31 protein-coding genes and 1 tRNA gene are annotated in these 24,670 nt (G+C 68.1%); 20 read left to right on the plus strand and 12 right to left on the minus strand.

The window, feature by feature from the left end; genetic code table 11:
* Positions 1-60: 60 nt before the first annotated feature.
* The 4 genes from C5B91_RS04875 to C5B91_RS22060 all read left to right on the plus strand — a co-directional run bounded on the left by C5B91_RS04875 (position 61) and on the right by C5B91_RS22060 (position 1,922).
* Complete coding sequence (locus C5B91_RS04875; protein WP_115819165.1) at positions 61-939, plus strand: DUF5794 domain-containing protein; 879 nt, start codon at positions 61-63, stop codon at positions 937-939.
* Positions 940-981: 42 nt separating this feature from the next.
* Positions 982-1,368 (plus strand): secondary thiamine-phosphate synthase enzyme YjbQ, encoded by a 387-nt coding sequence (locus C5B91_RS04880; protein WP_049968386.1) that lies wholly within the window; start codon positions 982-984, stop codon positions 1,366-1,368.
* Between the two features lie 93 nt (positions 1,369-1,461).
* A complete protein-coding gene (locus tag C5B91_RS04885) occupies positions 1,462-1,689 on the plus strand; it encodes a DUF5795 family protein (protein WP_013035372.1) in 228 nt (75 codons plus the stop codon).
* Positions 1,690-1,745: 56 nt separating this feature from the next.
* Positions 1,746-1,922, plus strand: a tRNA-Trp gene (locus C5B91_RS22060).
* 187 nt (positions 1,923-2,109) lie between these two features.
* On the opposite strand, the gene C5B91_RS04890 is transcribed toward C5B91_RS22060, so the two are convergent.
* On the minus strand, positions 2,110-2,367 hold the full coding sequence (locus C5B91_RS04890) for a hypothetical protein (RefSeq protein WP_008093020.1): 258 nt from the start codon (positions 2,365-2,367) through the stop codon (positions 2,110-2,112).
* A gap of 104 nt (positions 2,368-2,471) precedes the next feature.
* On the opposite strand from C5B91_RS04890, the gene C5B91_RS04895 reads away from it, so the two are divergent.
* Both C5B91_RS04895 and hdrA read left to right on the plus strand, forming a co-directional pair.
* Positions 2,472-2,852 carry a hypothetical protein gene (locus tag C5B91_RS04895; protein ID WP_008093021.1) on the plus strand — a complete coding sequence of 127 codons (381 nt, stop codon included), beginning with the start codon at positions 2,472-2,474 and terminating at the stop codon, positions 2,850-2,852.
* Between the two features lie 103 nt (positions 2,853-2,955).
* The gene (hdrA, locus tag C5B91_RS04900; RefSeq protein WP_008093022.1) at positions 2,956-3,441 is read left to right on the plus strand and encodes a dihydrofolate reductase HdrA; all 486 of its coding nucleotides are present in this window, start codon (positions 2,956-2,958) and stop codon (positions 3,439-3,441) included.
* A gap of 54 nt (positions 3,442-3,495) precedes the next feature.
* Here hdrA and C5B91_RS04905 read toward each other — a convergent pair whose 3' ends face one another.
* From C5B91_RS04905 to C5B91_RS04925, 5 genes are all read right to left on the minus strand, one after another.
* Positions 3,496-4,593, minus strand: a complete 1,098-nt coding sequence (locus C5B91_RS04905) for a glycosyltransferase family 4 protein (RefSeq protein ID WP_008093023.1) — start codon at positions 4,591-4,593, stop codon at positions 3,496-3,498.
* A gap of 1 nt (position 4,594) precedes the next feature.
* Positions 4,595-4,972, minus strand: a complete 378-nt coding sequence (locus C5B91_RS04910; protein WP_008093024.1) for a 6-carboxytetrahydropterin synthase — start codon at positions 4,970-4,972, stop codon at positions 4,595-4,597.
* A 6-nt stretch (positions 4,973-4,978) separates the two neighbouring features.
* Positions 4,979-5,977, minus strand: a complete 999-nt coding sequence (locus C5B91_RS04915; protein ID WP_008093025.1) for a zinc-binding dehydrogenase — start codon at positions 5,975-5,977, stop codon at positions 4,979-4,981.
* A gap of 3 nt (positions 5,978-5,980) precedes the next feature.
* A complete protein-coding gene (locus C5B91_RS04920) occupies positions 5,981-6,766 on the minus strand; it encodes a GTP cyclohydrolase III (RefSeq protein ID WP_049968389.1) in 786 nt (261 codons plus the stop codon).
* Positions 6,767-6,935: 169 nt separating this feature from the next.
* Positions 6,936-7,190, minus strand: a complete 255-nt coding sequence (locus C5B91_RS04925) for a hypothetical protein (RefSeq protein ID WP_049913415.1) — start codon at positions 7,188-7,190, stop codon at positions 6,936-6,938.
* Positions 7,191-7,268: 78 nt separating this feature from the next.
* On the opposite strand from C5B91_RS04925, the gene C5B91_RS04930 reads away from it, so the two are divergent.
* The 3 genes from C5B91_RS04930 (at position 7,269) to C5B91_RS22950 (ending at position 8,969) form a co-directional block, all read left to right on the plus strand.
* Positions 7,269-8,051, plus strand: coding sequence for an HAD-IIA family hydrolase (locus tag C5B91_RS04930; RefSeq protein WP_115819166.1), 783 nt, complete (start codon positions 7,269-7,271; stop codon positions 8,049-8,051).
* A gap of 108 nt (positions 8,052-8,159) precedes the next feature.
* Positions 8,160-8,756 (plus strand): DJ-1/PfpI family protein, encoded by a 597-nt coding sequence (locus C5B91_RS04935; RefSeq protein ID WP_004063616.1) that lies wholly within the window; start codon positions 8,160-8,162, stop codon positions 8,754-8,756.
* Positions 8,757-8,834: 78 nt separating this feature from the next.
* A complete protein-coding gene (locus tag C5B91_RS22950; protein ID WP_004968055.1) occupies positions 8,835-8,969 on the plus strand; it encodes a hypothetical protein in 135 nt (44 codons plus the stop codon).
* 96 nt (positions 8,970-9,065) lie between these two features.
* Here C5B91_RS22950 and C5B91_RS04940 read toward each other — a convergent pair whose 3' ends face one another.
* Both C5B91_RS04940 and C5B91_RS04945 read right to left on the minus strand, forming a co-directional pair.
* Complete coding sequence (locus C5B91_RS04940; RefSeq protein WP_115819167.1) at positions 9,066-9,464, minus strand: OsmC family protein; 399 nt, start codon at positions 9,462-9,464, stop codon at positions 9,066-9,068.
* Between the two features lie 103 nt (positions 9,465-9,567).
* Positions 9,568-10,284 carry a metal-dependent hydrolase gene (locus tag C5B91_RS04945; RefSeq protein WP_115819168.1) on the minus strand — a complete coding sequence of 239 codons (717 nt, stop codon included), beginning with the start codon at positions 10,282-10,284 and terminating at the stop codon, positions 9,568-9,570.
* Positions 10,285-10,611: 327 nt separating this feature from the next.
* Here C5B91_RS04945 and C5B91_RS04950 point away from each other — a divergent pair, with 327 nt between their 5' ends.
* The 11 genes from C5B91_RS04950 (at position 10,612) to tpiA (ending at position 19,879) form a co-directional block, all read left to right on the plus strand.
* The gene (locus C5B91_RS04950; protein WP_115819169.1) at positions 10,612-11,343 is read left to right on the plus strand and encodes a fumarylacetoacetate hydrolase family protein; all 732 of its coding nucleotides are present in this window, start codon (positions 10,612-10,614) and stop codon (positions 11,341-11,343) included.
* 63 nt (positions 11,344-11,406) lie between these two features.
* A complete protein-coding gene (locus C5B91_RS04955; RefSeq protein WP_115819308.1) occupies positions 11,407-11,805 on the plus strand; it encodes a DUF1648 domain-containing protein in 399 nt (132 codons plus the stop codon).
* A gap of 20 nt (positions 11,806-11,825) precedes the next feature.
* The gene (locus C5B91_RS04960) at positions 11,826-12,440 is read left to right on the plus strand and encodes a gluconate 2-dehydrogenase subunit 3 family protein (protein ID WP_115819170.1); all 615 of its coding nucleotides are present in this window, start codon (positions 11,826-11,828) and stop codon (positions 12,438-12,440) included.
* A complete protein-coding gene (locus C5B91_RS04965) occupies positions 12,433-14,013 on the plus strand; it encodes a GMC family oxidoreductase (protein WP_115819171.1) in 1,581 nt (526 codons plus the stop codon). Before C5B91_RS04960 ends, C5B91_RS04965 begins: the two co-directional genes overlap by 8 nt.
* 118 nt (positions 14,014-14,131) lie before the next feature.
* Positions 14,132-15,217, plus strand: a complete 1,086-nt coding sequence (gene hisC / locus C5B91_RS04970; RefSeq protein WP_008093044.1) for a histidinol-phosphate transaminase — start codon at positions 14,132-14,134, stop codon at positions 15,215-15,217.
* Entirely contained in the window at positions 15,214-15,723 is a 510-nt protein-coding gene (locus C5B91_RS04975; RefSeq protein ID WP_115819172.1) for an adenylate kinase family protein, read from the plus strand. The genes hisC and C5B91_RS04975 overlap by 4 nt, the downstream gene beginning before the upstream one ends.
* Entirely contained in the window at positions 15,720-16,322 is a 603-nt protein-coding gene (locus C5B91_RS04980; RefSeq protein ID WP_049968396.1) for a CDP-alcohol phosphatidyltransferase family protein, read from the plus strand. The genes C5B91_RS04975 and C5B91_RS04980 overlap by 4 nt, the downstream gene beginning before the upstream one ends.
* 195 nt (positions 16,323-16,517) lie before the next feature.
* Positions 16,518-17,963 (plus strand): PAS domain-containing sensor histidine kinase, encoded by a 1,446-nt coding sequence (locus tag C5B91_RS04985; RefSeq protein ID WP_115819309.1) that lies wholly within the window; start codon positions 16,518-16,520, stop codon positions 17,961-17,963.
* Positions 17,964-18,017: 54 nt separating this feature from the next.
* Positions 18,018-18,455: a hypothetical protein gene (locus C5B91_RS04990; RefSeq protein WP_008093047.1), complete on the plus strand. Its 438-nt coding sequence runs from the start codon at positions 18,018-18,020 to the stop codon at positions 18,453-18,455.
* A gap of 101 nt (positions 18,456-18,556) precedes the next feature.
* Positions 18,557-19,078, plus strand: a complete 522-nt coding sequence (locus C5B91_RS04995; protein ID WP_081909201.1) for a multiprotein bridging factor aMBF1 — start codon at positions 18,557-18,559, stop codon at positions 19,076-19,078.
* A 156-nt stretch (positions 19,079-19,234) separates the two neighbouring features.
* Positions 19,235-19,879, plus strand: a complete 645-nt coding sequence (gene tpiA, locus C5B91_RS05000) for a triose-phosphate isomerase (protein WP_008093049.1) — start codon at positions 19,235-19,237, stop codon at positions 19,877-19,879.
* Between the two features lie 45 nt (positions 19,880-19,924).
* Here the strand turns inward: tpiA and C5B91_RS05005 are convergent, their stop codons facing one another.
* The 4 genes from C5B91_RS05005 to C5B91_RS05020 form a co-directional block, all read right to left on the minus strand.
* On the minus strand, positions 19,925-21,682 hold the full coding sequence (locus C5B91_RS05005; RefSeq protein WP_115819173.1) for a helicase HerA domain-containing protein: 1,758 nt from the start codon (positions 21,680-21,682) through the stop codon (positions 19,925-19,927).
* A 63-nt stretch (positions 21,683-21,745) separates the two neighbouring features.
* The gene (dinB, locus tag C5B91_RS05010; protein ID WP_008093051.1) at positions 21,746-23,062 is read right to left on the minus strand and encodes a DNA polymerase IV; all 1,317 of its coding nucleotides are present in this window, start codon (positions 23,060-23,062) and stop codon (positions 21,746-21,748) included.
* Between the two features lie 121 nt (positions 23,063-23,183).
* On the minus strand, positions 23,184-23,612 hold the full coding sequence (gene lrpA1 / locus C5B91_RS05015; protein ID WP_004043634.1) for an HTH-type transcriptional regulator LrpA1: 429 nt from the start codon (positions 23,610-23,612) through the stop codon (positions 23,184-23,186).
* A 118-nt stretch (positions 23,613-23,730) separates the two neighbouring features.
* Positions 23,731-24,669, minus strand: coding sequence for a thiamine pyrophosphate-dependent enzyme (locus tag C5B91_RS05020; protein ID WP_008093056.1), 939 nt, complete (start codon positions 24,667-24,669; stop codon positions 23,731-23,733).
* Position 24,670 lies beyond the last annotated feature (1 nt).

The raw sequence follows: 24,670 nt of genomic DNA on the forward strand, positions 1-24,670 counted from the left end.
CCGGTCGCCCTTCGCCTCGAGCAACAGGTAGGGGGTGCCACCCGTCTGCTCGCAACCGTCATGGGGCTTCCCCTCGTCGACGGCATCTTCCCCGCGCTCATCATCGCGGGGGCGCTGACGACCGTCGCAGGCATCCTCCAGACCGGCCTGCTCATCTTCGGTGGGTCGGCGACGGTCGCGGTCATCCTCGCCGAGATGGACGGCACGCGCCGCGAACAGCTCACGTCCATCCTCCTGCTCGGCGCGTTGCTCATCCCGGTCGCGGTCGCCGAGGCCGCCGTCGCGGAGACCATCGAGACGCTCCTGAACTTCGAGGTGTTCCGCCGCTTCGCCGGCCTCGTCATCCTGGCCGTGGCGGCGAAGACGGCCTCCTCGAAGGTCGGCGAGTATCTCCCGTCGCCGAGCATCATCATCGGTCTCGGCCTCGTTGCGAGCTTCAATCCCGCCGGGTTCGAACTCATCGTCAACCCCGACCCGATGCGCCTGCTCAGCGCCGGCGCGGCGGCCGGCACGGGCGTCGGCTTCGCCGGTGCCATCGCGCTGTTCGCCCCGCGGCTCCGCGGCAACGTCGACATCGACCTCTTCCGCTTCGGTAGCTCGGTCGCCCTCGGCATGCTGGCGCTCGACGTGCTCGGCCTGATGCCGACGCAGGCCCCCGTCGCTCTCGGCGTCCTCGGCGTCACCGCGCTGTTCGCGTTCGACCCCGGCTCCGACGGTGCGGACCTCGACGAGTTCGTCGACGACGCGTCCGACTCCGAATCGGCCACGCCGAACGCGAACGGCGCGGCCGCGGCCGGGCCGGTCGCAGACGGCGGCGACGACGTCGAGTCGTCAGAGGACTACGAGGCGTTGGTCGACAACGCGGACGAGACCGACGACGACTCCGAACCGGGGTACGGCTACCCCGGCGAAGAGGAGTCCCGCGCGCCCTGGCTGTAGTCCGCCGGGCGACTTTTTCTCCCGGCCGACGAACCCCGTCGCATGCGACGGACCTTCGACGTTCGAACCGAGCGCCGGCTTCAGGTCATCGACGTAACGGACGAAGTCGCCGACGCGGTGCCCGCGAGTTACGACGGCGTCTGTACGGTTTTCTCGAAACACACCACCGCCGGCGTCTGCGTCAACGAGGCCGAACCGCGACTGCTTGGTGATATCGAGTCGATGCTCGCCGAGGCGGTCCCCGACGACGGCTGGGACCACGACGAACTCGACGGCAACGCCGACTCGCACCTCCGGGCGCTCCTCGTCGGCAACGGCGTCTCGATACCGGTCGCCGACGGCGGCCTCGACCTCGGCCGATGGCAGTCCGTCCTCCTCGTGGAGTGCGACGGCCCGCGCACCCGGACCGTGACGGTTGCGATGCCGTGAACCGGACCGGGGTGCGGCCGCGCGGACGCCCGCGGCGACGTGGACTCCAACCGCTGGCGGAGGGCTTACTTACTTCGGGACGGTTGCACGGGTATGAGCAACCGCGTCGTACAAGGACGGATGGTCACGCCCGAGACGCTCGCCGAACTCGTCGAGGGCGAGCGCCCGATGGACGCCGAGCCGATTCAGGACGCCGACTTCGACTGCCCGGAGTGCGGCGAGAACGTCATCCAGGTGGGCTACATGCCGAGCGTGACGGAGTTCGTGACGGCCTACAAGTGCCAGGAGTGCGACTGGGCCGACGACGACCGCGACGAGTAGAATCGAAACCCCTTTAAGAAAAATCGCCATACGAGAGAGTGCAGACAGCACGAATCGGGGCTGTGGCCAAGCCCGGCATGGCGACTGACTCCAGAGGCTTGGCGCCCGGGACGACACTCCAGCTGATATACTGAGCGGCCGACTGATCATCGGTCGTGTTGACGACCCTCTGGAGTTCCGAGGTGCCCACCGGAGATATCAGTCGATCGGGGGTTCAAATCCCTCCGGCCCCACTCTAACCTTAATTCTAACGCAGGGTTTTAACAAGGAGCAGCGGCGCTCTCGCATGGGTTCTCTCCCACTCGGGAGGTGCGTTCTCCGTGAGCGATTCTCCACCAGAAAAGAGCGCTGCCGACGGAGAAGGATTAACAGCTCGGTGGTCCAGTCAACACAGGTTCCACGAGAGCCACGAAGCCGCCCTCACAGTAGAAACGACAAGGAGCCCAGCGCGAACCCCGCGGCCACCGCGGCCGTCAACCGAACCGCCTGCTCGTCGGGCACGCGGAAGACGCCCGCCGCCATCACCGAAACGGACCCGCCGAAGAGACCTCCCCGAAATATCTCGGCGACGCCCGTGACCGAGTCCGTGGGAACCAACACCTGAAGCGCGACCAACCCCGCGAGTCCGATGAGGACTAACGCGCCGTCGCGCCGGAGGTCCCGCGGCTGCTTCTCCATGCCCCGCAGTTGTTGTCGCTCGTTTGAAAACGATTGGCGTTCGGTTCGGTGTCGATACCACAAAGATACCGATGAACTATAGGCGCTTGGAGCGACGGCGCGGTATGGTACGGGACACAGCGCGGCGACTCGCCGAATATCTGAACAGGCGCATCGGCGACGGACTCCGGACGGTGGTCATCGCCGACGACGACGGGTACGAACTGGAGTATCTCCGCGACGACCTCTCGGAGCGATACACGAAAGGGACGTTGACTGAAGTCGTCTCCGACCTCCGCGTCGAGACGCCGTTTTCGACCCCCGGAATCGACACCCATCCCATCGGCGAGCGCCGCGCTGTCGTCCACTACTACGAAAACGCGTTCGTCCTGCAGTTTCCCTTCTCCGAGGCGGAGCGAATCATCATCAGCATCGGGACCGACGCCGGGACGGACCTCCTCCAGTTCATCGAGGACTGTCGGCGAATCGTCGACCGGAGCGGCTGAGCGTCGGTCCGTTGGTCGTCGAAGGTCCGACGACGCCGGGACGGACCCGGGGCGACGCCGGCGCTGCACAACGATTTTCTCTCACGCGCCCGACGTGAGAGTGATGGAACTCGTCTCTGTCGCCGCGCTCGCCGAGAACCGCGTCATCGGCCGCGACGGCGAACTCCCGTGGCCGAGCATCCCCGCCGACAAGGAGCAGTACCGCGCCCGCATCGCCGACGACCCGGTGGTGCTCGGTCGGACGACGTTCGAGTCGATGCTCGACGACCTGCCGGGGAGCGCCCAAATCGTCATGAGCCGAAGCGAGCGGTCGTTTTCGGTCGACACCGCTCACCGCGCGGCGAGCGTCGAGGACGCGGTCGACATCGCGGAGTCGCTGGGCGCGGAGACGGCCTACGTCATCGGCGGGGCCGCCATCTACGCGCTGTTCCAACCGCACCTCGACCGGATGGTGCTGAGCCGCGTCCCCGGCGAGTACGAGGGCGACACGTTCTACCCCGAGTGGGACGACGACGAGTGGGAACTCGACGACGAAACCGACTACGAAGGCTTCACGCTCCAAGAGTGGGTCCGCGTCGACCGCGACTGAGACGTACCAGTCGCCTCCGAGCGCGCCCACTGTGCGTTTCTGCGCCCGCGGCGGCTACTCGTGGGCCCCGTGCGACCCCGCGTCGTCGCCGTCGACAAGGTCTAACAGAAAGGAGCGAATCTCCGCCGCCGTCTCGTCCCACGTCGGGTGTGCGAGAAAGCGGTCGCGGGCCGAAAGCGAGAGCGACAGCAGTCGCCGACGGTTCCGACACAACGGAGCCACGGCGTCGGTGATTTCGGCCGAATCGGTCGGGTCAACGACGAAGCCGTCCTGTCGGTGGGTGACGAGTTCGCTCGCGCCGCCGGCCGACGAGACGAGCGCCGGCAGGCCGAACCCCATCGCCTCGACCGCCGCGATGCCGAACCCCTCGTAGTGGGAGGGGAGCGCGAACAGGTGGGACTCCCGGAGCGTCGCGGCGAGGTCGGCGTCCGACAGCCGGCCCGCGAAGGTCACGCGGTCGTCGATGCCACTGTCGGCGGCGAGGTCCGAAAGCGAGTCGGCGTAGTCGGCGTCGACCGCCGCGCCGACGACCGTCAGCTCCCAGTCGCCGCGGACGCGGGAGAGGCCGCGGAGCAGGCCGTCGACGTTCTTCCGCGGTTCGAGGTTACAGACCGTGACGGCCCGGAGTGGCCCGTCGGTGGCGCGGGTCCGTATCTCGTCGTCACCGAGGGGCGCGCCGAACGACGAAAAACGGTCGCCGGCCGGGCGCGCCACGACGCTCGGTTCGGGGTCGGTGACGGCCGCGACCGTCCCCTTCGTCGTCTCGCTGTTGAACACGAACGCGTCCGCGGAGCGGAGATACCGAGTCTCGACGGCGCGCCTGGCGTGTCGTCGCCACGCCCGGAACTGCTCCAGCGAGTTGAGGTGGTGGACGACCGAGACGACCGGGATGTCGTCGTCGAGCGCGGCGTTCGCGCCGGCGAGCGAGGGGTGACACAGTTCGTCTTGCAAGAGCACGTCCACGTCGAGGCCGCGGAGGCGACGCGCGGCGGTGACGTTGTCTCGGAGTCGCTTTCGGTACGACCGCTCGGGGAGTGAGACGACGGTCACGTCGTCGCCGGCGGCGCGGAGCCCATCGACGAGTTCTAGGTCGTAGCGATAGCCGCCTGAGCGGTCGTCGAGCGGGCCGTAGACGACGATTCCGACCCGCACGTCAGAGCGGGGTCTCGTAGGTCGCGCTCGCGGTGTCGTCCTCCCAGATGCGAACGGAGACGTGTTGGGGCGCCTCGAGTGACGCCGCCTCGACGAACTGTTCGCACACCTCGCGGGCGAACCGCTCGACGCTCGGGTTCTGCCCGGCGAACTCGACGAGTTCGTTCATCGTCTCGTCGCGGTAGCGAGACAGCGTCGCGTCCAACGCGGCCTTCACGTCGTCGATGTCGACGAGATAGCCGTACTCGTCGAGTTCCGGTCCCGACAGCTCGACCTCGACGGTGAATGCGTGGGAGTGGAGCTCACCCTCTGGTCCGGGGTTCGGAACCGTCAGGTAGTGCTGGGCGATGAGGTCCCTGCGAACCGAGACGCGGTACATGAACTGTCAAGCGTTCCGGTAGGTAAAGAGGATTTGGACGGCCTCGTCGGGGGCGTCTTCGAGGAGTCGGTAGGCGCGTTCGGCGGACTCGACGTCGATTCGGTGGGTCACGAGCGGGTCCAGCGGGAGGTCTTCGAGGTGGTCCCACGCCAAGGAAAAGCGGCGGTCGGCGTCCCAGCGCCCCCGGAGGTCGGGGTCGATGGTGCTGACCTGACTGCTCTCGACGCTGATTCGCGAGCGGTGGAACCGCCCGCCGAGGTCGAGCGTGGCGGGCTTGGTGCCGTACCACGACCCGACGACGACCCGACCGTCGTACCGCGTCACCGACAGGGCGTCGTCGAGCGCGTCGGGGTCGCCCGAGAGTTCGAGCGTCAGGTCGGCCCCGTCGGCTGGCGCGTCCAGCGATTCGGGGTGAACCACCTCGTCCGCGCCGAGTCCCTCGGCGATTGCCCTGCGCTCGGCCACGCAGTCGACCGCGGTCAGGCTCCCGAGCGGGAACTGCGCGAGGAGCGCGGTGGTCACGAGGCCGACGACGCCCTGTCCGAAGACGACGACGTGTTCGCCGATGAGCGGCCGACCGTCCATCACGAAGTTGAGCGCGGTCTCCATCGTCGGCAGGAGCGCGGCGCGCTCGTCGGTCACGTCGTCGGGGACGGAGATGAGTTCCGAGGGAGACGCCAGAAATCGGCTCTCGTGAGGGTTGAACGCGAAGACGCGGCTTCCGAGCCGCGAGTCGGGCACGTCGTCGCCGACGGCCTCGATTTCTCCGACGGCGGCGTAGCCGTAGCGGAGCGGAAACGAGAGATCGCCCTCGAGCGCCGCGATGGACTCGTCGGCGGCGAGGTCGGTCGGGGCCTCGCCGCGGTAGACGAGTCGCTCGGTCCCGGAGCTCACGGCGGAGGTCAGGGTTCGGACGCGGACCTCCTCCGGTCCGGGGGCGGGAACGTCGCGGTCGCGGACCTCGACGCGTTCGGGGGCCACGAAGTAGACCGCGCGACCCTCCATCGTTCAGTCGTCTGCAGTCTCGACCGCGGCGTCGGCGAACTCGACGGTCGTGCCGCGGTGGCGGCAGTCTTCGAGCGCGTGCTTCGCCGCGAAGCCGGCCTCGTGGGCGTTCGACGCCGTGCCGACGCCGACTTTGAGTTCCACGTCCGCCTCGGCCTCGACGTGGTCGATGGCGGCGCGGTACTGGTCTTCGGTGAGGTCGGGCGTGACCGAGATGATGTTGTCGCCGCCGACGAAGAACGACAGCGCGCCGTGTTCCTCACGCAGATAGCGCATGAGCGACGCGTAACCCTGTTCGATGTGGATGAACGTGTCGAACTCGTTGAGGCGGTCGGTGTACTTGCCCGTCGCGTCGTTCACGTCGAAGTGCGCGATTTGGAGGTCGGTCGCCGAGCGGTCGGCCTCGGGGAGCGTCTCCCCGGAGAGCACCTCGCGGCGGTCGCCGTCCTGTGCGCTTCCGGCGCGCTGGATGCGGTCGGTGGCGCGTTCGAGTGCGACCGCGGGTGAGCGGTCGACGCCGACACCGAGACTGAGCGTTACGGGATAGCGATTTCCGATAGATTCCTGCAGCAGTTCGTGGTCGTCGCGGTCGAGCCCGTTCGTGACCGCGACCATGTTGTCGAACCGGGTGAAAAACGCGTACCCGTCGCGAGAGCCGACGAACTGGGCCAAGTCGGCGAAGAGCCGCGACTGGAGCGTCTGGAGGTCCATCTCCCGCCGCGGGTCCGGGGTGACCGTCCACGGCCCGTAGTTGTCGATTTGGACGAGTGTCAGCTGCGTGTTCGTCACGGTAGACGAGTAGGGCGACGCGCATATTGGTCTTTGGTTCTGTGACGGTTCCGCCGCTACGTCGAACCCGACGCACCCGACGCTCGCGGCGCGCTCACCGCCGACGCGAGCGCGCCACGCCGCGCTCGTTGACGGCGACGAGGCGCGCGATGGTGAGGGAGAGAGCCCCTCAGGCCGACGACTCGCGAATCGTCCGGCTGGCGACCACGTCGAGGACCGCCCACGTCAGCACCCACACGACGAGCGCCGTGAGGACGATTGCCGTCGTCGACAACAGCGGGACGACGACGGAAAACGTGGCCACGATGGAGTAGGTCAAAAACAGCGCGACCATCGCCGTCACGAGCCCGTAAACGCCCATGGCGCTGTTGCCGGTCGCCGGCCCGCGCAGCCACCCGACCAACCGCTTCGAAGAGACACCCATATGACGACATATGTCACCAATGAACATAATAGTTCTCTCGGGCGAACGTTCAACAGTCCCGCCTCCCTACCGAGGACGATGGACTACCGAGGCGTGGTTTTCGACGTTGACGGAACGGTCGTCCGCGGCGACGAAGCGATACCCGGCGCGCTCGACGGACTCGCCGCCGTCGACGCCGCCGGACTCGACCGACTGTTCGTCTCGAACAACCCGACGAAGGCCCCCGTCGCCTACGAGGCGCGACTCCGCCGGGCCGGCATCGACGCGACCGCCGACGAGGTCGTCACCTCCGGCACGACGACGACGGTGTACCTCGCCGACAGACATCCCGGCGCGCGGACGTTCTGTATCGGCGAGGCGGGCTTCCGCGACCAACTCCGTGACGCCGGCCTCGAACTCGTCCGTGCCGGCGACGACCCCGAGGTCGTCGTCGTCGCCATCGACCGCGAGTTCGACTACGACGACCTCCGCGACGCCAACAGCGCGCTCCGGTCCGGGGCCGCCTTCTACGGCACCGACCCCGACGTTATCATCCCGACCGCGGACGGCGACATCCCCGGGTCGGGCGCGATTATCAACGCCGTCGCGGGCGTCGCCGAGCGCGACCCCGACGCGATTCTCGGCAAGCCCTCGCGGGTCGCACAGGAGTACGTCCTCGACAAGTTGGGCCTGCCGCCCGAGGAAGTCCTTATCGTCGGCGACCGCCTCGACACCGACATCGCGTTCGGCATCGACGCGGGCATGGGAACCGCACTCGTCCGAACCGGCGTGACCGACGACGCGGTGCTCGCGGCAAGTGAGTACGACCCCGACTACGTCCTCGACGGCCTCGGCGATATCGGGCGCATCGTCTCGAAATAACCGGCTTCAGTCGCTCTCGCGGCCAGACCTCGACTCCCGAGCCGCCGCCATCTCCACCTACACAATCATTATCGTTCTGACGCGACAACTACCGCGTGGGTGATGCCCATGTCCGGAAAGAAGATTCTGCTCCTCGCCGGCGACTTCGTCGAGGACTACGAGATTATGGTACCGTTCCAGGCGCTGCAGATGGTGGGTCACGAGGTCCACGCGGTGTGTCCCGAAAAGGAGGACGGCGACCGGTGTAAGACCGCCGTCCACGACTTCCGCGGCGACCAGACGTATCTGGAGACCCGCGGCCACGACTTCGCGCTGAACGCGACGTTCGCCGATATCGACCCCGCGGACTACGACGCGCTCGTCGTCCCCGGCGGGCGCGCCCCCGAGTACCTCCGCGGCTACGACGAGGTGCTCGACGCCGTCCGGCACTTCTTCGACGAGGGGAAGCCGGTCGCCGCAATCTGCCATGGCCCGCAGATTCTCGCCGCCGCGGGCGTCCTCGACGGCTACGAGATGACCGCCTACCCGGCCGTTCGCGCGGAAGTCGAGCGCGCGGGCTGTTCGTGGGTCGACGAGGTGACCGTCGACGGCAACCTCGTCACCGGGCAGGCGTGGCCGGACCACCCCGAGTGGTTGGCGGCGTTCCTCGACGTGCTCGGCACCGAAATCAGCCACGAACCGGCCGCCGCGGCCGCTGACGACTGATTGGCCGCGGCGCTCACGCGGTATCACGCGTGAGAATGTCTGACAAAGATTTTTATTAGGTGCGACGAAGGGAGTGGTATGGAAGAGCCGAACAGCCCATACTTCCGCGAACAGGTCGACGACGTCGTCGAATCGGACCCCCAAGACCGCGAGGTTATCATCGTGGAAGGAGAGGCTATGAGTCTTCGAAGCTATAAGAAGCGACGCTACTGACCCGGCGGGGCGTCTCCGAGTCCGCCGCGACACCCGTCGCTGGCGGGTTCGATTTCTGCGAAAAGAATGCGTATCGGCCCGAGCGGCGAGCGACGCTTAGAACGCGTCGCCGACGACGGTCACGTCGGCCTGCAGTTCGCCGCGGAGCGCGTCGTGGACGTGGCAGATGTCCTCGGCGAGTTCCGCGATTTCGTCGAACTCGTCGTCCGCGAGGTCGGACTCCACGTAGACGTCGAAGCTGATGCGCTCGAGGTCGTCGCCGTCGTCGAGGTCGGCGTCGGCGTCGATCTGGACCTTACCGAGGTCGTCGAAGCCCGTCTTCTGACCGCCGACGCGGAACGCGGGGAGGAAACAGGAGGCGTACGTCGCGACGAGCGCGGCGTTCGGGTTCGGGCCCGTCTCGTCGGTCGCGTCGATCTGGAGGTCGAAGTCGCCGACCTGGCTCGTGCATGCGAAACCTTCTTCGCTGACAGTAGAGGTCTGGATGTCGGACATTCGTTCCGAGGAACGGAGCGACCGACCCTAAAAGTTCCTCAATAGGACAACGGTGTGCACAAGCGACGACCCGAGACGGGCCGTCGCCGAGCGAGGCGAGGGGTTAGTGGAGCGTGAACGACTCGTCGCCGTCGAGGGCGTGGACCTCGGCCTGACTGCCGGCGGCCTTCACCTCGCGCTCGAAGTCGCGCACGTCGATTTCGATGGCCGGGAACGTGTTGTAGTGCATCGGGAAGACGTGGTCGACGCCGAGCCAGTCGGCGGCGACAGCGCCCTGCCACGGGCCCATCGTGTAGTGGTCGCCGACCGGGAGCGCGGCCGCGTCGGGTTCGAAGTACGCGCCGAAAATCTCGCGCATGTCGGTCATGAGTCCCGTGTCGCCGGCGTGGTAGAACGTCGTGGAGTCGGCGTCGAACTCCTGTGTCGGCAGCGTATCGCTGATCATGTAGCCGCCGGGCATACCGGCCTCGTGCTCGTAGCCGGTGTTGATGCCGTTGGTGTGGTCGGCGCGGACCATCGTGACGAACGCGTCGCCGAGTTCGACCGTCCCGCCGATGTTCATGCCGATGGTGTCGTCGACGCCCATCTCGGCTTCGACGTAGCCGGTGAGTTCGGGCGTGCCGACGACCGTCGCGCCGTCGAACTCGCCTGCGTGGGCGATGTGGTCCGCGTGCCCGTGAGTGAGAAGCACGTAGTCCGGCGTCTCCACGTCGCTCGGGTCGAGAGACGTGGCGGGGTTGTCGAAGAACGGGTCGATGAGAAGCGAGGTGTCTCCGACCGTGACGTACCACGTCGAGTGACCGTGCCAGGTGAGTTCCATAGCACCCGAACGTTACACGCGAAATACACAAAAAGCTATTCGCAGGGGGCGGTGTGACCGCTTTTCGGCGGGCGCGCTCGTCGGGGGTTCGTAGCGATGTTCCGGGAGTTCCGGCGACGTTCGAGGAGACGGTCCCGCCGCTCTCGTCTCGAATTCGACAGCAGAATCGGCCGCCCGAGTCCACTCGAACGAACTGTCCGGGACGGCCGATACACGTCCGTCACCCCAGGGCCACAAAAGCGATGAGAATCGTGCAAGAATGTCCCACGTCACCGAGAGACTCGCGCGATGTAAAAGCCTATCACGCCCCCCGCCGACGCGTGGGGCATGCATCACGTCCGATTCCGCGACCCCGCGGGCGCGGTTCGAACCGGCGAGTGGCACGGCGATTCGGTCTCCTTCGGCGGCGAGAACTACGACCTCGACGAGGTCGACGTGCTCCCGCCGTGCGAGCCGTCGAAAATCGTCTGCATCGGCCGCAACTACGCCAAGCACGCCGAGGAGCGCGACGAGGAGGTTCCCGACCGGCCGCTTTTGTTCCTCAAGCCGCCGAACGCGGTCGCCGGCCACGGCGACACCGTGACGCTCCCCGCGGGCAAGGAGAACGTCGAACACGAGGCCGAACTCGCCGTCGTCATCGGCAAGCAGTGCCGAAACGTCGCGCCCGAGGACGCCGAGGCGGTCATCGCAGGCTACACGGTCATGAACGACGTGTCGAACCGCGACGACCAGGATATCGAGACGAACTGGGTCCGCGGGAAGGCGTTCGACGGCTCCGCGCCCCTCGGGCCGGCCCTCGCCGACCCCGACCACCTCCCCGAGGACGCGAGCATCTCGCTCCGCGTGAACGGCGAGACGCGACAGGACTCCAGCATCGAACACCTCATCTTCTCGATTCCCGACCTCGTCGCCGAAATCACGTCCTACATGACGCTCGAAGCCGGCGACGTCATCTCGACCGGCACGCCCGAGGGCGTCGGCCCGCTGGAAGACGGCGACCGCGTCGAGGTCGAAGTCGAGGGCGTCGGCGTCCTCGAACACCGCGTCAGACAGGACTGACCCCGACCGACGGTCCGTTTTTTCATCGTCGAGCCACGACCCGACCGTATGCGTGTTCCCCGGTTGACACTCGTCGGCGTCGCGATGCTCGCGCTCAGCGCCGTCGCGGGCGTCGCGCTCCTTCCCGTACTCCCCTCCTCGGTCGCGGTTCACTTCGGAACCGGCGGCGAGGCCGACTCGTTCGTCGCCGCCCCGCTCGGCGTGCTTCTCATCCCGGTAGTCGGCGTCGGCGCGCTCGCCGTCACCCGACTCGCGGGAGCGACGGGACGCGGAACCAGCGTTCCGCCCGTCTTCGATACGATACTGGCGACGTTCCTCGCGTACGTGCAGGCGCTCGTCCTCGCGCACAACCTCGGTGCGCGATTCGATATGTTCGTCGCGGTCGTCCCCGTCGTCGTCACGTTCGGCGTCGTCGCCGTCGTCCTCGACCGCGTGGGACGAGAGGACAAACCCTATAATTAGGCTGGCCTAATTCCCGCCGAATGCGACTGACTCGACGGGACGCGCTGGCCGTGCTCGCCGGTCTCGGCGTCACCGGCGGGGCCGTGTCGCTGACACAGTTCGACCCGCCGACCGCCGATTCGACCGGCAAGGAAGGCGGGTCGACTGGTGAGGACGGATCGGGCGGCGACGACACCCCGCCGACCGCGGTGCGCGACACGATGGCCGCCGCGGCCGAGGTCGTCTACCCGAGCGCGGCCGAGGGCGTCTCGGAGTTCGTCGAGGCCTACGTCGTCGGGCGCGCGCGAGACGACTCGCGTCGGGCCGCGATGGCCGATGCCGCGACCGAGTTGGACGACGTCGCCCGCGACTGGGAGGGCGCGGCCTTCGGCGACCTCCCCGCGGCCGACCGCGACCGCCTGCTCCGCGAACTCGGCGTCGACGCGGCCGACCCGATTCCGGACGGCACGCTCTCCGAGCGCCTCCGGTTTCACGTCGTGAACGAACTGCTCTACGCGTTCTACGCCTCGCCGACCGGCGGCCGCCTCGTCGGCATCGAGAACCCAATCGGCCACCCCGGCGGGGCCGGGAGCTACCGGCGGGCAACGATGGACGGGTCCGAGACCACCGACTCCGGGGGCGAGACCGATGGATAGGACACCCGTCGCCGACGCCGACGTGTGTATCGTCGGTGCCGGCCCCGCCGGCGGTCTCGTGGCCCATCGGCTCGCCGAGTCGGGCGCGACGGTCGTCGTCCTCGAAGCCGGGCCGCGGTTCGACGGCGACAGGCGGGAGCAACTGGAACAGCACGTCCGCCCCGGCCTCGACGGCCCGTGGGAGATGGGCGGCCCGCGGGACGCGTTTTCCTCCACCGGCGAGTCGTTCTACCCGCTGAACGCCGCCCGCGTGAAGGGCGTCGGCGGGTCGACGCTCCACTGGCAGGGGATGGTGATGCGCCTCCACGAGCGCGACTTCGAACTCGACACCAGACACGGCGTCGGGGCCGACTGGCCCGTCGGCTACGACGACCTCCGGCCGTACTACGCCGCCGCGGAGCGCGAGTTCGGCGTCGCGGGCGCGGCCGACAACCCCTACGCGCCGCCGCGGGACGAGCCCTATCCGCTTCCGGCCTTCCGGCCGTCGCACTCGGACTCCATCTTCGCCGAGGCCTGCGAGCGCCTCGGCATCGACATGCACTCGGTGGGCAACGCCCGCAACTCCGAGCCCTACGACGACCGGTCGCCCTGCGTCGGCTACGGGACGTGCAAGCCGGTGTGTCCCTCCGGCGCGAAGTACACCGCCGAGTCCCACGTCGAGAAGGCCGAGGCCGCGGGCGCGCGGGTCATCGACCGGGCGCGGGTCCGACGGCTCGAACACGACGCGGTCGGCGAGCGCGTCGTCGCGGCCGCCTACACGACCCCCGACGGCGAGACCCACAGACAGGAGGCGACCCAGTTCGTCCTCGCCTGCGGCGGCGTCGAGAACGTCAGACTGCTGTTGCTGTCCGACTCCGACCGCTACCCCGACGGCCTCGCCAACTCCTCGGGTGCGGTCGGTCGGTACTTCATGGACCACCTGTTCGCCGGGATGGGCGGCCGCCTCGACCGCCCCACGCGTCAGAACCACGTCGGCTTCAACACCAGCGAGTGCCACCAGTTCTACGACGATGCCGACCCGGTCAACGGCCTCAAACTGGAGTTTCTCAACTACGCCGGGCCGTCGCCGGTCATCGACGCCCTCCACGCCGACACGTGGGGCGACGACCTGCTCGACCAGTTGGACGAGAGCTACGGCACGCACGTGTCCATGGGCGCGCTGGTCGAACAGCTCCCCCGCGAGGACAACTACGTCGGCCTCGACCGGGAGACGACCGACGACCTCGGCGACCCCGTCCCCGAGATACACTGGTCCGTCGATGAACAAACGGAGGCCGCGCTCTCGCGGGCCAACGAGATTCAGGCGCGCGTGCTTGACGAACTCGGCGTCGAGGACCGCTGGACCGTCGGCCCGGACGAAACTGGCCCCGCGTACCACCACATGGGGACGACGCGGATGGGCGACGACCCCGAATCGAGCGTCGTCGACGCCGAGTGTCGCGCGCACGACCTCGACAACCTCTGGATTTCGGGGTCGAGCGTCTTCCCGACCGGCGGGGCGATGAACCCGACGCTCACCATCGCGGCGCTCTCGCTTCGACTCGCCGAGTCGCTTCGGGCGCAACTCGGGTAGTGCCCGTCGGGGGCGCTTCTCACCACCGTCCCCTGACCTCCCAATCCCGTCGCTCCCGTCTCACCACTCCCGTCCCGGAGTACGCACGCTTAAGAACCGCGACCCGCATTTTCCGACCATGCAACCACGGGACCTCTCCGCGCACGCTCCCTACGTACCCGGCCGCGGGACAGAGGAGGTCGCCCGCGAACTCGGAATGGACCCCGAGGACCTGACGAAACTCTCCTCGAACGAGAACCCCCACGGCCCGAGTCCGAAGGCGGTCGCCGCCATCGAGGACGCCGCGCCGACCGTGAGCGTCTACCCGAAGACCGCCCACACGGACCTGACCGAGCGCCTCGCCGACAAGTGGGGCCTCGAAGCCGAACAGGTGTGGGTGTCGCCCGGCGCGGACGGCTCTATCGACTACCTGACCCGCGCGATGCTCGAACCGGACGACCGGATTCTCGAACCGTCGCCCGGCTTTTCGTACTACTCGATGAGCGCCCGATACCACCACGGCGACGCCGTCCAGTACGAGGTGTCGAAGGGCGACGACTTCGAGCAGACCGCCGACCTCGTCCTCGACGCCTACGACGGCGAGCGCATGGTCTACCTCACGACGCCGCACAACCCGACTGGCTCCGTGCTCCCCCGGGACGAACTCGTCGAACTCGCCGAGTCCGTCGAGGACCACACGCTCCTCGTCGTCGACGAGGCCTACGGCGAGTTCGCCGACGTGCCCTCGGCCATCGACCTGCTCTCGGAGTACGACAACGTCGCGGTCCTGCGGACGTTCTCGAAGGCGTACGGGCTTGCCGGCCTCCGCATCGGCTACGCCTGCGTGCCCGAGGCGTGGGCCGACGCCTACGCCCGCGTGAACACGCCGTTCGCCGCCAGCGAGGTCGCCTGCCGCGCCGCGCTCGCCGCGCTCGACGACGAGGAACACGTCGAGAAATCCGTCGAGTCGGCACGGTGGTCCCGCGAGTACCTCCGCGAGCACCTCGACGCGCCGACGTGGGAAAGCGAGGGCAACTTCGTCCTCGTCGAGGTCGGCGACGCGACCGCCGTCACCGAGGCGGCCCAGCGCGAGGGCGTCATCGTCCGCGACTGCGGGAGTTTCGGTCTCCCGGAGTGCATCCGCGTCTCCTGCGGCACCGAGGCCCAGACGAAGCGCGCCGTGGACGTGCTCAACCGAATCGTCTCGGAGGTGCCGACGGCGTGAGAGTCGTCGTCACCGGCACGCCCGGCACCGGCAAGACCACCGCCACCGAGCGCGTCGCCGACGACCTCGACCTCGACGTGGTCCACCTCAACCGACTCGTGAAGGACGAGGGTCTCTGGAGCGAACGCGACGAGGAGCGCGACACGCTCGTCGTCGACCTCGACGCCGCCCGCGACGAACTCGGCGACTGGGACGGACTCGTCGAGAGCCACCTCGCACACCACTTCGAGGCTGACCGCGTGGTCGTGCTTCGGTGTCGCCCCGACATCCTCGAACAGCGCCTCCTCGACCGCGGCGAAGCCGAGACGAAGGCGCGCGAGAACCGCGAGTCCGAGGCGCTGGACGTGATTCTCGGCGAGGCCGTCGAGTTCCACGGCGAGGACTCCGTGTACGAAATCGACACGACCGAGCGCGACCCCGACGCCGTCGCAGACGACATCGCGGCGGTCGTCGCGGGCGAGCGCGAACCCTCGGCGGGGACCGTCGACTTCATCGACTACCTATGACGCTGGACCAGTACCGCGACACCGCCGACAAGTTGCTCGCCCCGTTCGTCTCGGTCGCCGACGCCGCCGGCCTCTCGCCGAACGGCGTGAGCGTCGTCGCCTTCGGGTTCGCCGTCGCCGCCGGCGTCGCCTTCGGCCTCGCCGACCCGCTTTGGTACGGCCTCGGCGCGGTGTTCGTCTTCTGTAACGGCTGGCTCGACCTCGTCGACGGCGCGCTCGCCCGCGAGCAGGGCGTCTCCTCGAAGGCCGGCGACCTGCTGGACCACGTGCTCGACCGCTACGCCGACATCGTCGTCCTCGTCGGCCTCGCCGCCGGTATCGACTCGTTCGCGCTGGGCCTCGCCGCCGTCACGGGCGTCCTCATGACCTCCTATCTCGGCACGCAGATTCAGGCGGTCGGCCTCGGACGCGCCTACGGCGGCCTCGTCGGACGCGCCGACCGACTGGCGCTCATGGGCCTCGTCGGCCTCGCGTCCGCCGTCTACACCGGCACGCTCGGCGGGTTCACGCTCGTCGGCTGGCTGCTCGTGTTCTTCGCCGTCGTCGGCCATCTCACCGCCGTCCAGCGCTTCTGGGGCGCGTGGAGCGACCTGACGTAACCCGGCCGACTGCCCGAGGATGTTGCCCGCTACCGCGGATTTATATGTTTCAGATTATCACCAGAGAACGAATCGAATGAGACACAGCCGCGCATCACATACCCACATACTCGCGCAATTTCGCCACCAGAACCCACGATATCTGTTTTCTCGCACCGAGAGTGAGCGCCCGCGGTGCTCGGCCCTCGCCGAGTGATGTTCGTCCTCGACGCGTCGGGCGTCGTCGTCCACGCGGGAGAGGAATTCGCGGCACACCTCGGGACGGACACCGCGGCGCTCCGCGGGCGACCGTTTTCGGACCTCCTCGCCGACGGGGACTGGCCGGAGGTTCGCGAGGCCGCTGCCGCCGTGCGAGCGGCGAGGAGGTGGGAGAGCCGTCGGTGCCACTGTCGGCTCTCGGGAGTCGGCGGCGGGGCAGCCGGAGCCGTCGCGGTCGAAATCGAGTTCGCCCCGTCCCCCGGTGTCGAAGTCGGCAGTGGCGGAGCCGGTGACGGAAGCGGAGCCGGTGACGGAAGCGGAGACGCCGACCGCGGCGGCGACTCGGACGCCACCGGCGCGGGCCGGGTCGTCGGCGCGGTCTGTCGCGAACTGCCGGAGCCGGCGGCCGCGCGACTGCACACAGAGCGCGACCGGTTCGACCACCTGTTCGACCTCGTCGACGACGCGGTCATCGAGTTCGAAATCGTCGGCGTCGAACCGATTATCCGGACGGTCAATCCGGGGTTCGAGGCCGTCTTCGGCTACGGCGCGGCCGAGGTGCGCGGCGAGTCGCTCAACGACTTCATCGTCCCGCCGAACGCCGACGACGAGGCGGTCGACTTCGACCAACGGACCGCCGACGGGAAGGCCAACCACGCCATCGTCACCCGCCAGACCGCGTGGGGGAGACGGGAGTTCCTCTATCGCGGCATCCCCTACAGCCGCGGCGACGGAAGGCGGTACGGCTTTTCCATCTATTCGGACATCACCGGTCAGCGCCGTGCCAGAGAGCACTTACAGGTGCTCCAGCGCGTCCTCCGGCACAACCTCCGAAACGAGATGAACGTCGTCCTCGGCATGGCCGAGGAGATACGCGAGGCGACGGCGGACTCGCGCGTCGACCACGCGGCCGCGCGAATCGCCGAGCACACCAAAACGCTCCTGCGGGTCAGCGAGAAGGCACGAACCGCCGCCGCCGTCCTCGACGACCAACGACCCGACGAGGTGGTCGACGCGACCGCGACGGTCCGCGCCGTCGTCGAGTCGCGGCGAACCCGATACCCCGCGGCGACGTTCGACCTCGACCTTCCCCCGTCGCTCCCGGTCTCCGTCGGGCCGAAACTCGCGCAGGCGCTCGCCAACGTCGTGGAGAACGCGCTGGAACACACCCCCGAGGACGTGACGGTCCGCATCGAGGCGGCGGCGTGCGAGAACGACGCGACCCTCCGCATCAGCGACGACGGCGACGGTATCCCCGAAATCGAGTGGGCCGCCGTCTTCGGCGACGAGGACATCACGCAACTCAGCCACGGCTCGGGGCTGGGGCTGTGGGTCGTCAAATGGGTTGTCGAGTCCGCGGGCGGCCGAGTCGACTACGACCGACGCGACGGGTGGAGCACCGTCCAACTGGCGCTTCCGCTGGCGGACGAGGCGCGGTGCTGACTGTCCCAGAACCTCGCCAAAACTACTATGTGGTGACACGAACGACGACGATTCGTGCCCTCCATCGTTCCGTCGCCCGCGGAGGCGACGCTGTTTTTCGTCCCGGTCGTCGTCCTCGTCGCCACGTCGCTTTGGGTCTCGCAGAACGCCGCCGCCCGCGGCCACGGGTTCCCGAACCTCCTCGGGGCGCTCGTCGCCTTCGTTCCGGTCGGACTGGTCGCGTACCTTTTGTTTTTCGTCAGCGGGTCGTCGAGGCGGCGACCGCCGTCGAGGACCGAACGCGCCGCGCTCGCCGTGATGCTCGCCGGTGTCGCCTCGTACGTCGCCGGCGCGTTCACGCTCCCGCCCGACCCGTTCACGCAGGGTCGCTGGCTCATCGTCGCGTTCGTCGCGCTCCTGCCGGTCTCGTACGTCGTCGTCTATCGGCGAGGCCACCGCGTCGTCACGCGACCCGTCCGTCGCCAGATTCGAGCGCGCATCGGGCGCGAGTGACGCGGACGGTCGCGTTTCGGTCGCGTCAGTTGCGCCTCGGGCGCGTCGGGTTAGTGGCCGGTGGCGTGCCTTTTATACGCGGCGGGCGGGTACGTGAGTGTATGCCTCAGTGCGAGATGTGCGGCTCCGACCAAGCCTCTCTGAAGACTGTGAAGGTCGAAGGCGCAGAACTGCAGCTGTGTGACGACTGCGCCGAGTTCGGCACGGAGGTCCGCACCGAGTCGACTTCCAGCGCGAGCACGAAGTACTCCACGTCCTCCTCGTCGGGCTCGAACTCCTCTCGCTCCTCGGGGTCGTCTTCCTCCTCGTCGTCGAAGCGCCGCCGCCGCGACATGTTCGACGACATGGACGAAATCGCGACCGACTACGACGACCGCATCCGGCAGGCGCGGGAGTCCCGCGGAATGAGCCAAGAGGAACTCGCCCAGTCGCTCAACGAGAAGGCGAGCCTCATCCGCAAGCTCGAACGCGGCGACATCATGCCGCCGGACTCCGTCCGGAAGAAAATCGAGCGCAAGCTCGACATCTCGCTGGTCGAAGGCGAGAGCGACGACGACTCCGAGTGGTCCGGCGGCGGCTCCACGACGACCACCCTCGGCGACGTGGTCAAGCGCAAAGACTGACGCGAGCCGGCGACCGACGCCGACGACCCATCGCGGAAACGACGCGGTCGGTTTCTCCGCACCGTTTATCACGATTTTCCGCCCGCGAGACGCCGTCTCGTGGCAATCGCGGCCCCGAAAACCAATTTATTAGTCTCGCCGGACGCGACTTCGACTGTGTTCATCCTAGTCAACCTCAAAGCGTACCCGTGTGACCCGATCGAAGTCGCCACCGCCGCGCGCGACGTGGCCGAGGAGTCCGGCGTCCGCATCGCCGTCTCCCCACAGGCGGCCGACATCTCCCGCGTCGCCGACACCGGCGTCGAGACGTGGGCCCAGCACGTCGACCCGAACGGCCACGGCAGCCACACCGGCAGCACCCTCGCCGAGGCCGTCGCCGAGGCCGGCGCGGTCGGCACGCTCATCAACCACTCCGAAAAGCGCCTGAAGCTCGCCGACATCGACGGCTCCGTACAGGCCGCCGAGCGAGCGGACCTCGAAACCTGCGTCTGCGCCAACAACCCCGCCCAAATCGGCGCGGTCGCCGCGCTGGGCCCCGACTCGGTCGCCGTCGAGCCGCCGGAACTCATCGGCGGCGACGTCTCCGTCGCGACCGCCGACCCCGGCATCGTCACCGACGCCGTCGACGCCGCGGCCAACGTGGACGACGACGTTGCTGTCTACTGCGGCGCGGGCATCTCGACCGGCGACGACGTGGTGACCGCTGAGGAACTCGGCGCGTCCGGCATCCTCCTCGCCTCCGGCGTCGCCAAGGCCGACGACCCGCGCGCGGCGCTCGAAGACCTCGTCTCCGGCCTGTAAGCGCGCCAAAATTCTCCTTCCGACCGACGGCCCGCGTCTCGACGTCTACTCGCCGTCGCCTTCTTCTTCGACGAACGACGCCTCGATAGCCGCGACCGTCTCCCGGAGTTCGTCGTCGCCCAAGAGGTCCGCGTACTCGTCGCTCACGAGGTCCGGCAGCGCGTACTCGTACTTCCCGCGGCCGGCGTGGCGGATGAAGCCCGCCCGACGGAGCGAGCGGTTCCGGCCGTAGGCGAGGTGCTGGTCGCCGGTCTCGCCCGCGGCGACGTGGGCCGCCAACGGGTCGGAGATGCCGCGCTCGCGGTAGTGCGCGAGCATTCCGTGGTGGACGTCGCCCAGCGCGTTCACGATGGCCGTCATGCGGTCGACCACGTCGCGGCGGCTCTCGGCACCCGGCGCGGGGTGGAGTTCCGCTGGCTCGAAGTCGCCCATCTCGGCGGCCGCCATCCACGACTCGTCGTCGGCCGGCGCGGCCGCAGGGCCCGCGTCGCCCGCGCCGTCGGCCTCCGCCTCGTCGCTCTCGGAGAGCAGTCCGTGCGTCGGCCACGGCGGCCCGGACGGCGCTTCGAGCGGTCGTCGGGGCGGTGTGTCGCCGGTGTTCTCGATCCCGTCGCCGCCCTCAGCGGCGGCGTCGGCTGCCGCGTTCGCCACGTCACCATCGGTGGCCTCGTTGTACTCGCCGAGCGCGGCCTGCTTTTCGGTGGGGCGGTTGAGGTTGCGACCGTCGCCGCCGCGGTAGGGCGACTCCGCCTTCTGGAACATCGCCTGCGCGAACTGGTCGGCCATCCGCGAGAGGTCTCGCGCCTCCTCTAGCTCCCGTTCGAGCTGTCGAATCTTCGCGTCCTTCTTGTCTATCTCCTGTCTGAGGTCGGCGATGCGGCTCTCCTGTCTTGCCTTCTCGTCGGAAATCTCCTTGAGGTCGGAGACGAGGTCGCCGTCGACGGACTTCAGGTCCGGGCGCTCGAAGTCGTCGAGGCCCGGCGTCGCGCCCGCGTCGAACGTCTGCTTCTTGTGGAACTGCACGCGCCGAATCGACTCGGACCAGTCGGTGACGAGGAATCCCTCGCCGTTGCCCATGTCCTCGATGGCGTCGGCGTACTCCGACCCGAGGATTCGCCCGACGACCTTGGTGTCGTTGCGCCACGTGAGGCGGTGCCAGACGAGCCAGTCGCACTGGGTGATGAAGTCCTTTTTGACGTCGGCGGGGCGCTGGGAGATGCCGACGACCCCGAGGCCGTGTTTGCGGCCGCGCTTTCCGATTTTGATGAGCATCTTACCCGCCTCGTCCATCCCGCCCTTCTCGGGGATGTACTCGTGGCACTCCTCGATGAGCATCAAAAACGGCTTCTTGAGCTTCTTCTCCTTCGCAAAGAGGTGTTTCGCGACCTCCGTCACCAGTTCGTCGGAGGCCGCGTCGTCGAGGTAGCCGGACACGTCGAGGATGATAGGAACGTTCTGTTCGAGCGCGAGCGTGGCGAGTCGCTCCGCGTGCTCGGGGCTCACCTGGATGTCGCACTCCTCGTCGGCCCCGGCGTGGAGCAGTTCGAACTCCTGTTTGAGGCCGTAGTACTCGCCGTCCGTGTCGACGATGAGCACCGGGAAGTTGGCCGACAGCAGGTTCTCGATGATGACCGACGCCGTGTTCGACTTGCCCGACCCGGACTTGCCGGTGACGAACCCCCGACCGGTGAGGATGTCGACCACCGGCAGGTCGACCGTCGTCCCCGGCTCTTCGGCTCCCTCTCCCCCTGGACCGTCGCTGATCTCGGCGACCGAGATGGTTTCCGTGTCCGAATCCGTCATCCGGTTTGGTCGACTCCCTCGGAGGCCATAGTTCCTCCCCCTCGCCCCGTCGGTCCCGCGGAGTCAGTCGAACTCGACGAGCGACGACTGGCCCTCGTGCGAGCGGGTTCCACCGCCGGCGTTCGGGGGCTCGTCGTCGCCGGCGTCGTCGCTGGTGTCGTCGCCGACGCGGTCGTCTGAAATGTCGTCGCCGCCGGACCCGGTCGACTCCCACCCGTCGAGGCTCGACTGGTCGGCGTCCGCGAACGAGAGCTTCGAGACGCGGACGCCGAGCTTTCGGACGGTCGTCTCTTCGAACTCGGCGTCGAGTAAGTCGAGCGCGACCGATTCGACGAGTTCTGGGTCGTCCACGGGCCCGGAAAGCGACGTCGCCCGCGTGTTGATGTCGAACGGCGGGACGACCACCTTGATGCCGATGGTCCGGTACATCGCCCCGCGGGAGTTCGCGCGGTCGGCCACGTCGGCCGCGAGGGCGCGAACGACCTCCCGCTTGTCCTCGATGTCGTCGGTCGGCTCGGTGAACGCAGACTCCCGCGAGAGGCTCTTGGGTCGGCCCGTCGGCGTGACCGTCCGGTCGTCGTAGCCGCGGGCTCGCTCGTGGAGTTCGCGGCCGCGGGAGCCGAACTCGGCTTCGAGGACCGAGGCGTCGGCCTCGGCGAGGTCGCCCGCCGTCTCGACGCCGAGCGAGCCGAGCTTTCGGGCCGTCACGGGGCCGACGCCGTGGACCTCCTCGACCGGGATGGGTGCGAGAAAGGACCGAACCTCGCCTGGACGGACGACGACCAGCCCGTCGGGCTTGTCGAAGTCGGAGGCGATTTTCGCGGTCGACATGTTCGGCGCGACGCCGATGGAGGCCGCGACGCCGACCTCGCGGGCGATGCGCTGTTTCACGTAGCGGGCGAAGCCCTCCGCCAGCGTCCGGTCGCCCGAGGCCGCGAGGTCCCACGCAGTCCGGTCGGTCACGTCGAGGTAGGCCTCGTCGATGCTCACCTCGCGGACCACGTCGGCGCAGTCGTGGAGAATCGCCTTCACGTCGGCGGCGACCTCCTTGTAGAACTCGAGGTCGACGGTGCGGTAGTGGCCCGCCGCCGCGGGGTCGTCGTCGGGGCCGAGGCCCTCGGTTCGCGGGAGGCGTTCGAGCGCGGTCGAAATCGGCTGGGCGCTCTCGACGCCGAACTCGCGGGCCTCGTAGCTCGCCGTGGCGACCGCGCCGTGGCCCTCGCCGGGTTCGTAGCCCATGCCGACGACCACCGGCTCACCTTCGAGTTCGGGTTCGCGGAGGCGCTCGCAGGCGGCGTAAAAACAGTCCATGTCGACGTGAAGGACGATGCTGTCGGGGGCGTCGTCGGCGGTCGTGCCCGGCAGCGTCTCCTCCGCCATGGTCGAGGTGACGGGCGCGACGCACCTGAAGCTTCAGATAGCGCGGCGAAAGTAAAGCGAAGGGGAAGGACGCGGCGGGTCGGTCGCGGCGGGTCGGTCGCGGCGGGCGAGATCGGCCGCGTTACTTCAGTCGCTCCTGTAGGAACGAGGGGTGTGCGGCCGTGACGCCGTCGATAGACAGAATCTCGTCGGAGATGACGTCGCCGAGGGAGTCGCCGTCGACGGCGCGGACCTCGGCCATCAGCATGTGGTCGCCGGAGGACGTGTACAGCGCCTCCACCGAGTCGAGTTCCTTGAGGATGCGCGTGACCTCGACGTAGCGCTCGCTCGTCGCGTCGATGCCGACCATGGCGATAGACTGCCCGGCGAGTTTCTTCGGGTCGATGTCGGCCGAGTAACCGATGATGACGCCGTCGTCTTCGAGCTTTCGGATGTACTTCCGAACCGTCGGCTTCGACACGTCCGCCCTGTCTGCGATCTGGGCATACGACGCCTTCGCGTCTTCCTCCAAGACCGCGAGGATGCGTCCTTCCGTGGACGTGGTTTCCATGCCCGTTGGTTTTCCGACGGGAGAAAAATATCTTGCGAATCCGAAAAGGGTTCTCGGTCACATCGAACCGGCGCGGCCGCCGGCCGTGAACCGAGCGCCGACTACCGCGTCGTCGGCGTTACTTGTGCTTGTCGAGGAAGTTGTCGAACGTCCGCTCCCACTCGTAGGAGTCGTCGAAGTAGCGCTCCGCGAGCGGCTCTTCGGGCATCTCGCCGATGCGCTGTTTCTCCTGCTGGTAGGACGGGCGGTCTTCGTCGACGTAGTACCGGCCGGTGAGGACGGTGCCCTCGTGGAGGGCGTTCTCCGTCTCGAACATCATCTCCGAGGCCTCCGAGCGGTTCGTGTTGTCGAACTCGTAGTCGTCGGAGTCGTTGATGTCGATGTACGGGACGTACTGACGGGCGTCCTTGTTCCACGTCGGACACTGCGTGAGGAAGTCGACGTGGGAGAAGCCGTCGTGCTGGATGGCTTCCACGATGATGTCCTTCGCCTGGTTCGGGTTGACGGCGGCCGTCCGCGCGACGTACGACGCCCCGGAGTTCAGGGACATCGAGAGCGGGCGGAGCGGCGTCTTGGCCGAGCCGTGGGGCTGGGTCTTCGACTTGTGACCCATCGGCGAGGTGGGCGAGGTCTGGCCCTTCGTGAGGCCGAAGATCTCGTTGTTGAACACGATGTAGGTGATGTCGTGGTTCTCACGAGCGGTGTGCATGAAGTGGTTGCCACCGATGCCGTAGCCGTCACCGTCGCCGCCGGCGGCGACCACGGTCAGACCGGGGTTCGCCAGCTTCGCGGCGCGGGCGATGGGCAGCGAGCGGCCGTGGATGGTGTGGAACCCGTAGCTGTTGAAGTAGCTGTTGAGCTTGCCGGAACAGCCGATACCGGTCGTCACCATCATCTCGTCGGGCGAGAGGCCGAGTTCGGCCGCCGCGCCCTTGAGCGCCTTGAGGACACCGAAGTCACCGCAGCCCGGACACCACGTCGGCTGGGGTTCGAGTCCGGGGGTGAACTCGTTTTGGTCCTGCTCCGTTTCTTCACCGATTGCGCTGAATGCACTCATG

It is taken from the genome of Haloferax sp. Atlit-10N, assembly GCF_003586325.1.
Lineage (GTDB): Archaea > Halobacteriota > Halobacteria > Halobacteriales > Haloferacaceae > Haloferax > Haloferax prahovense.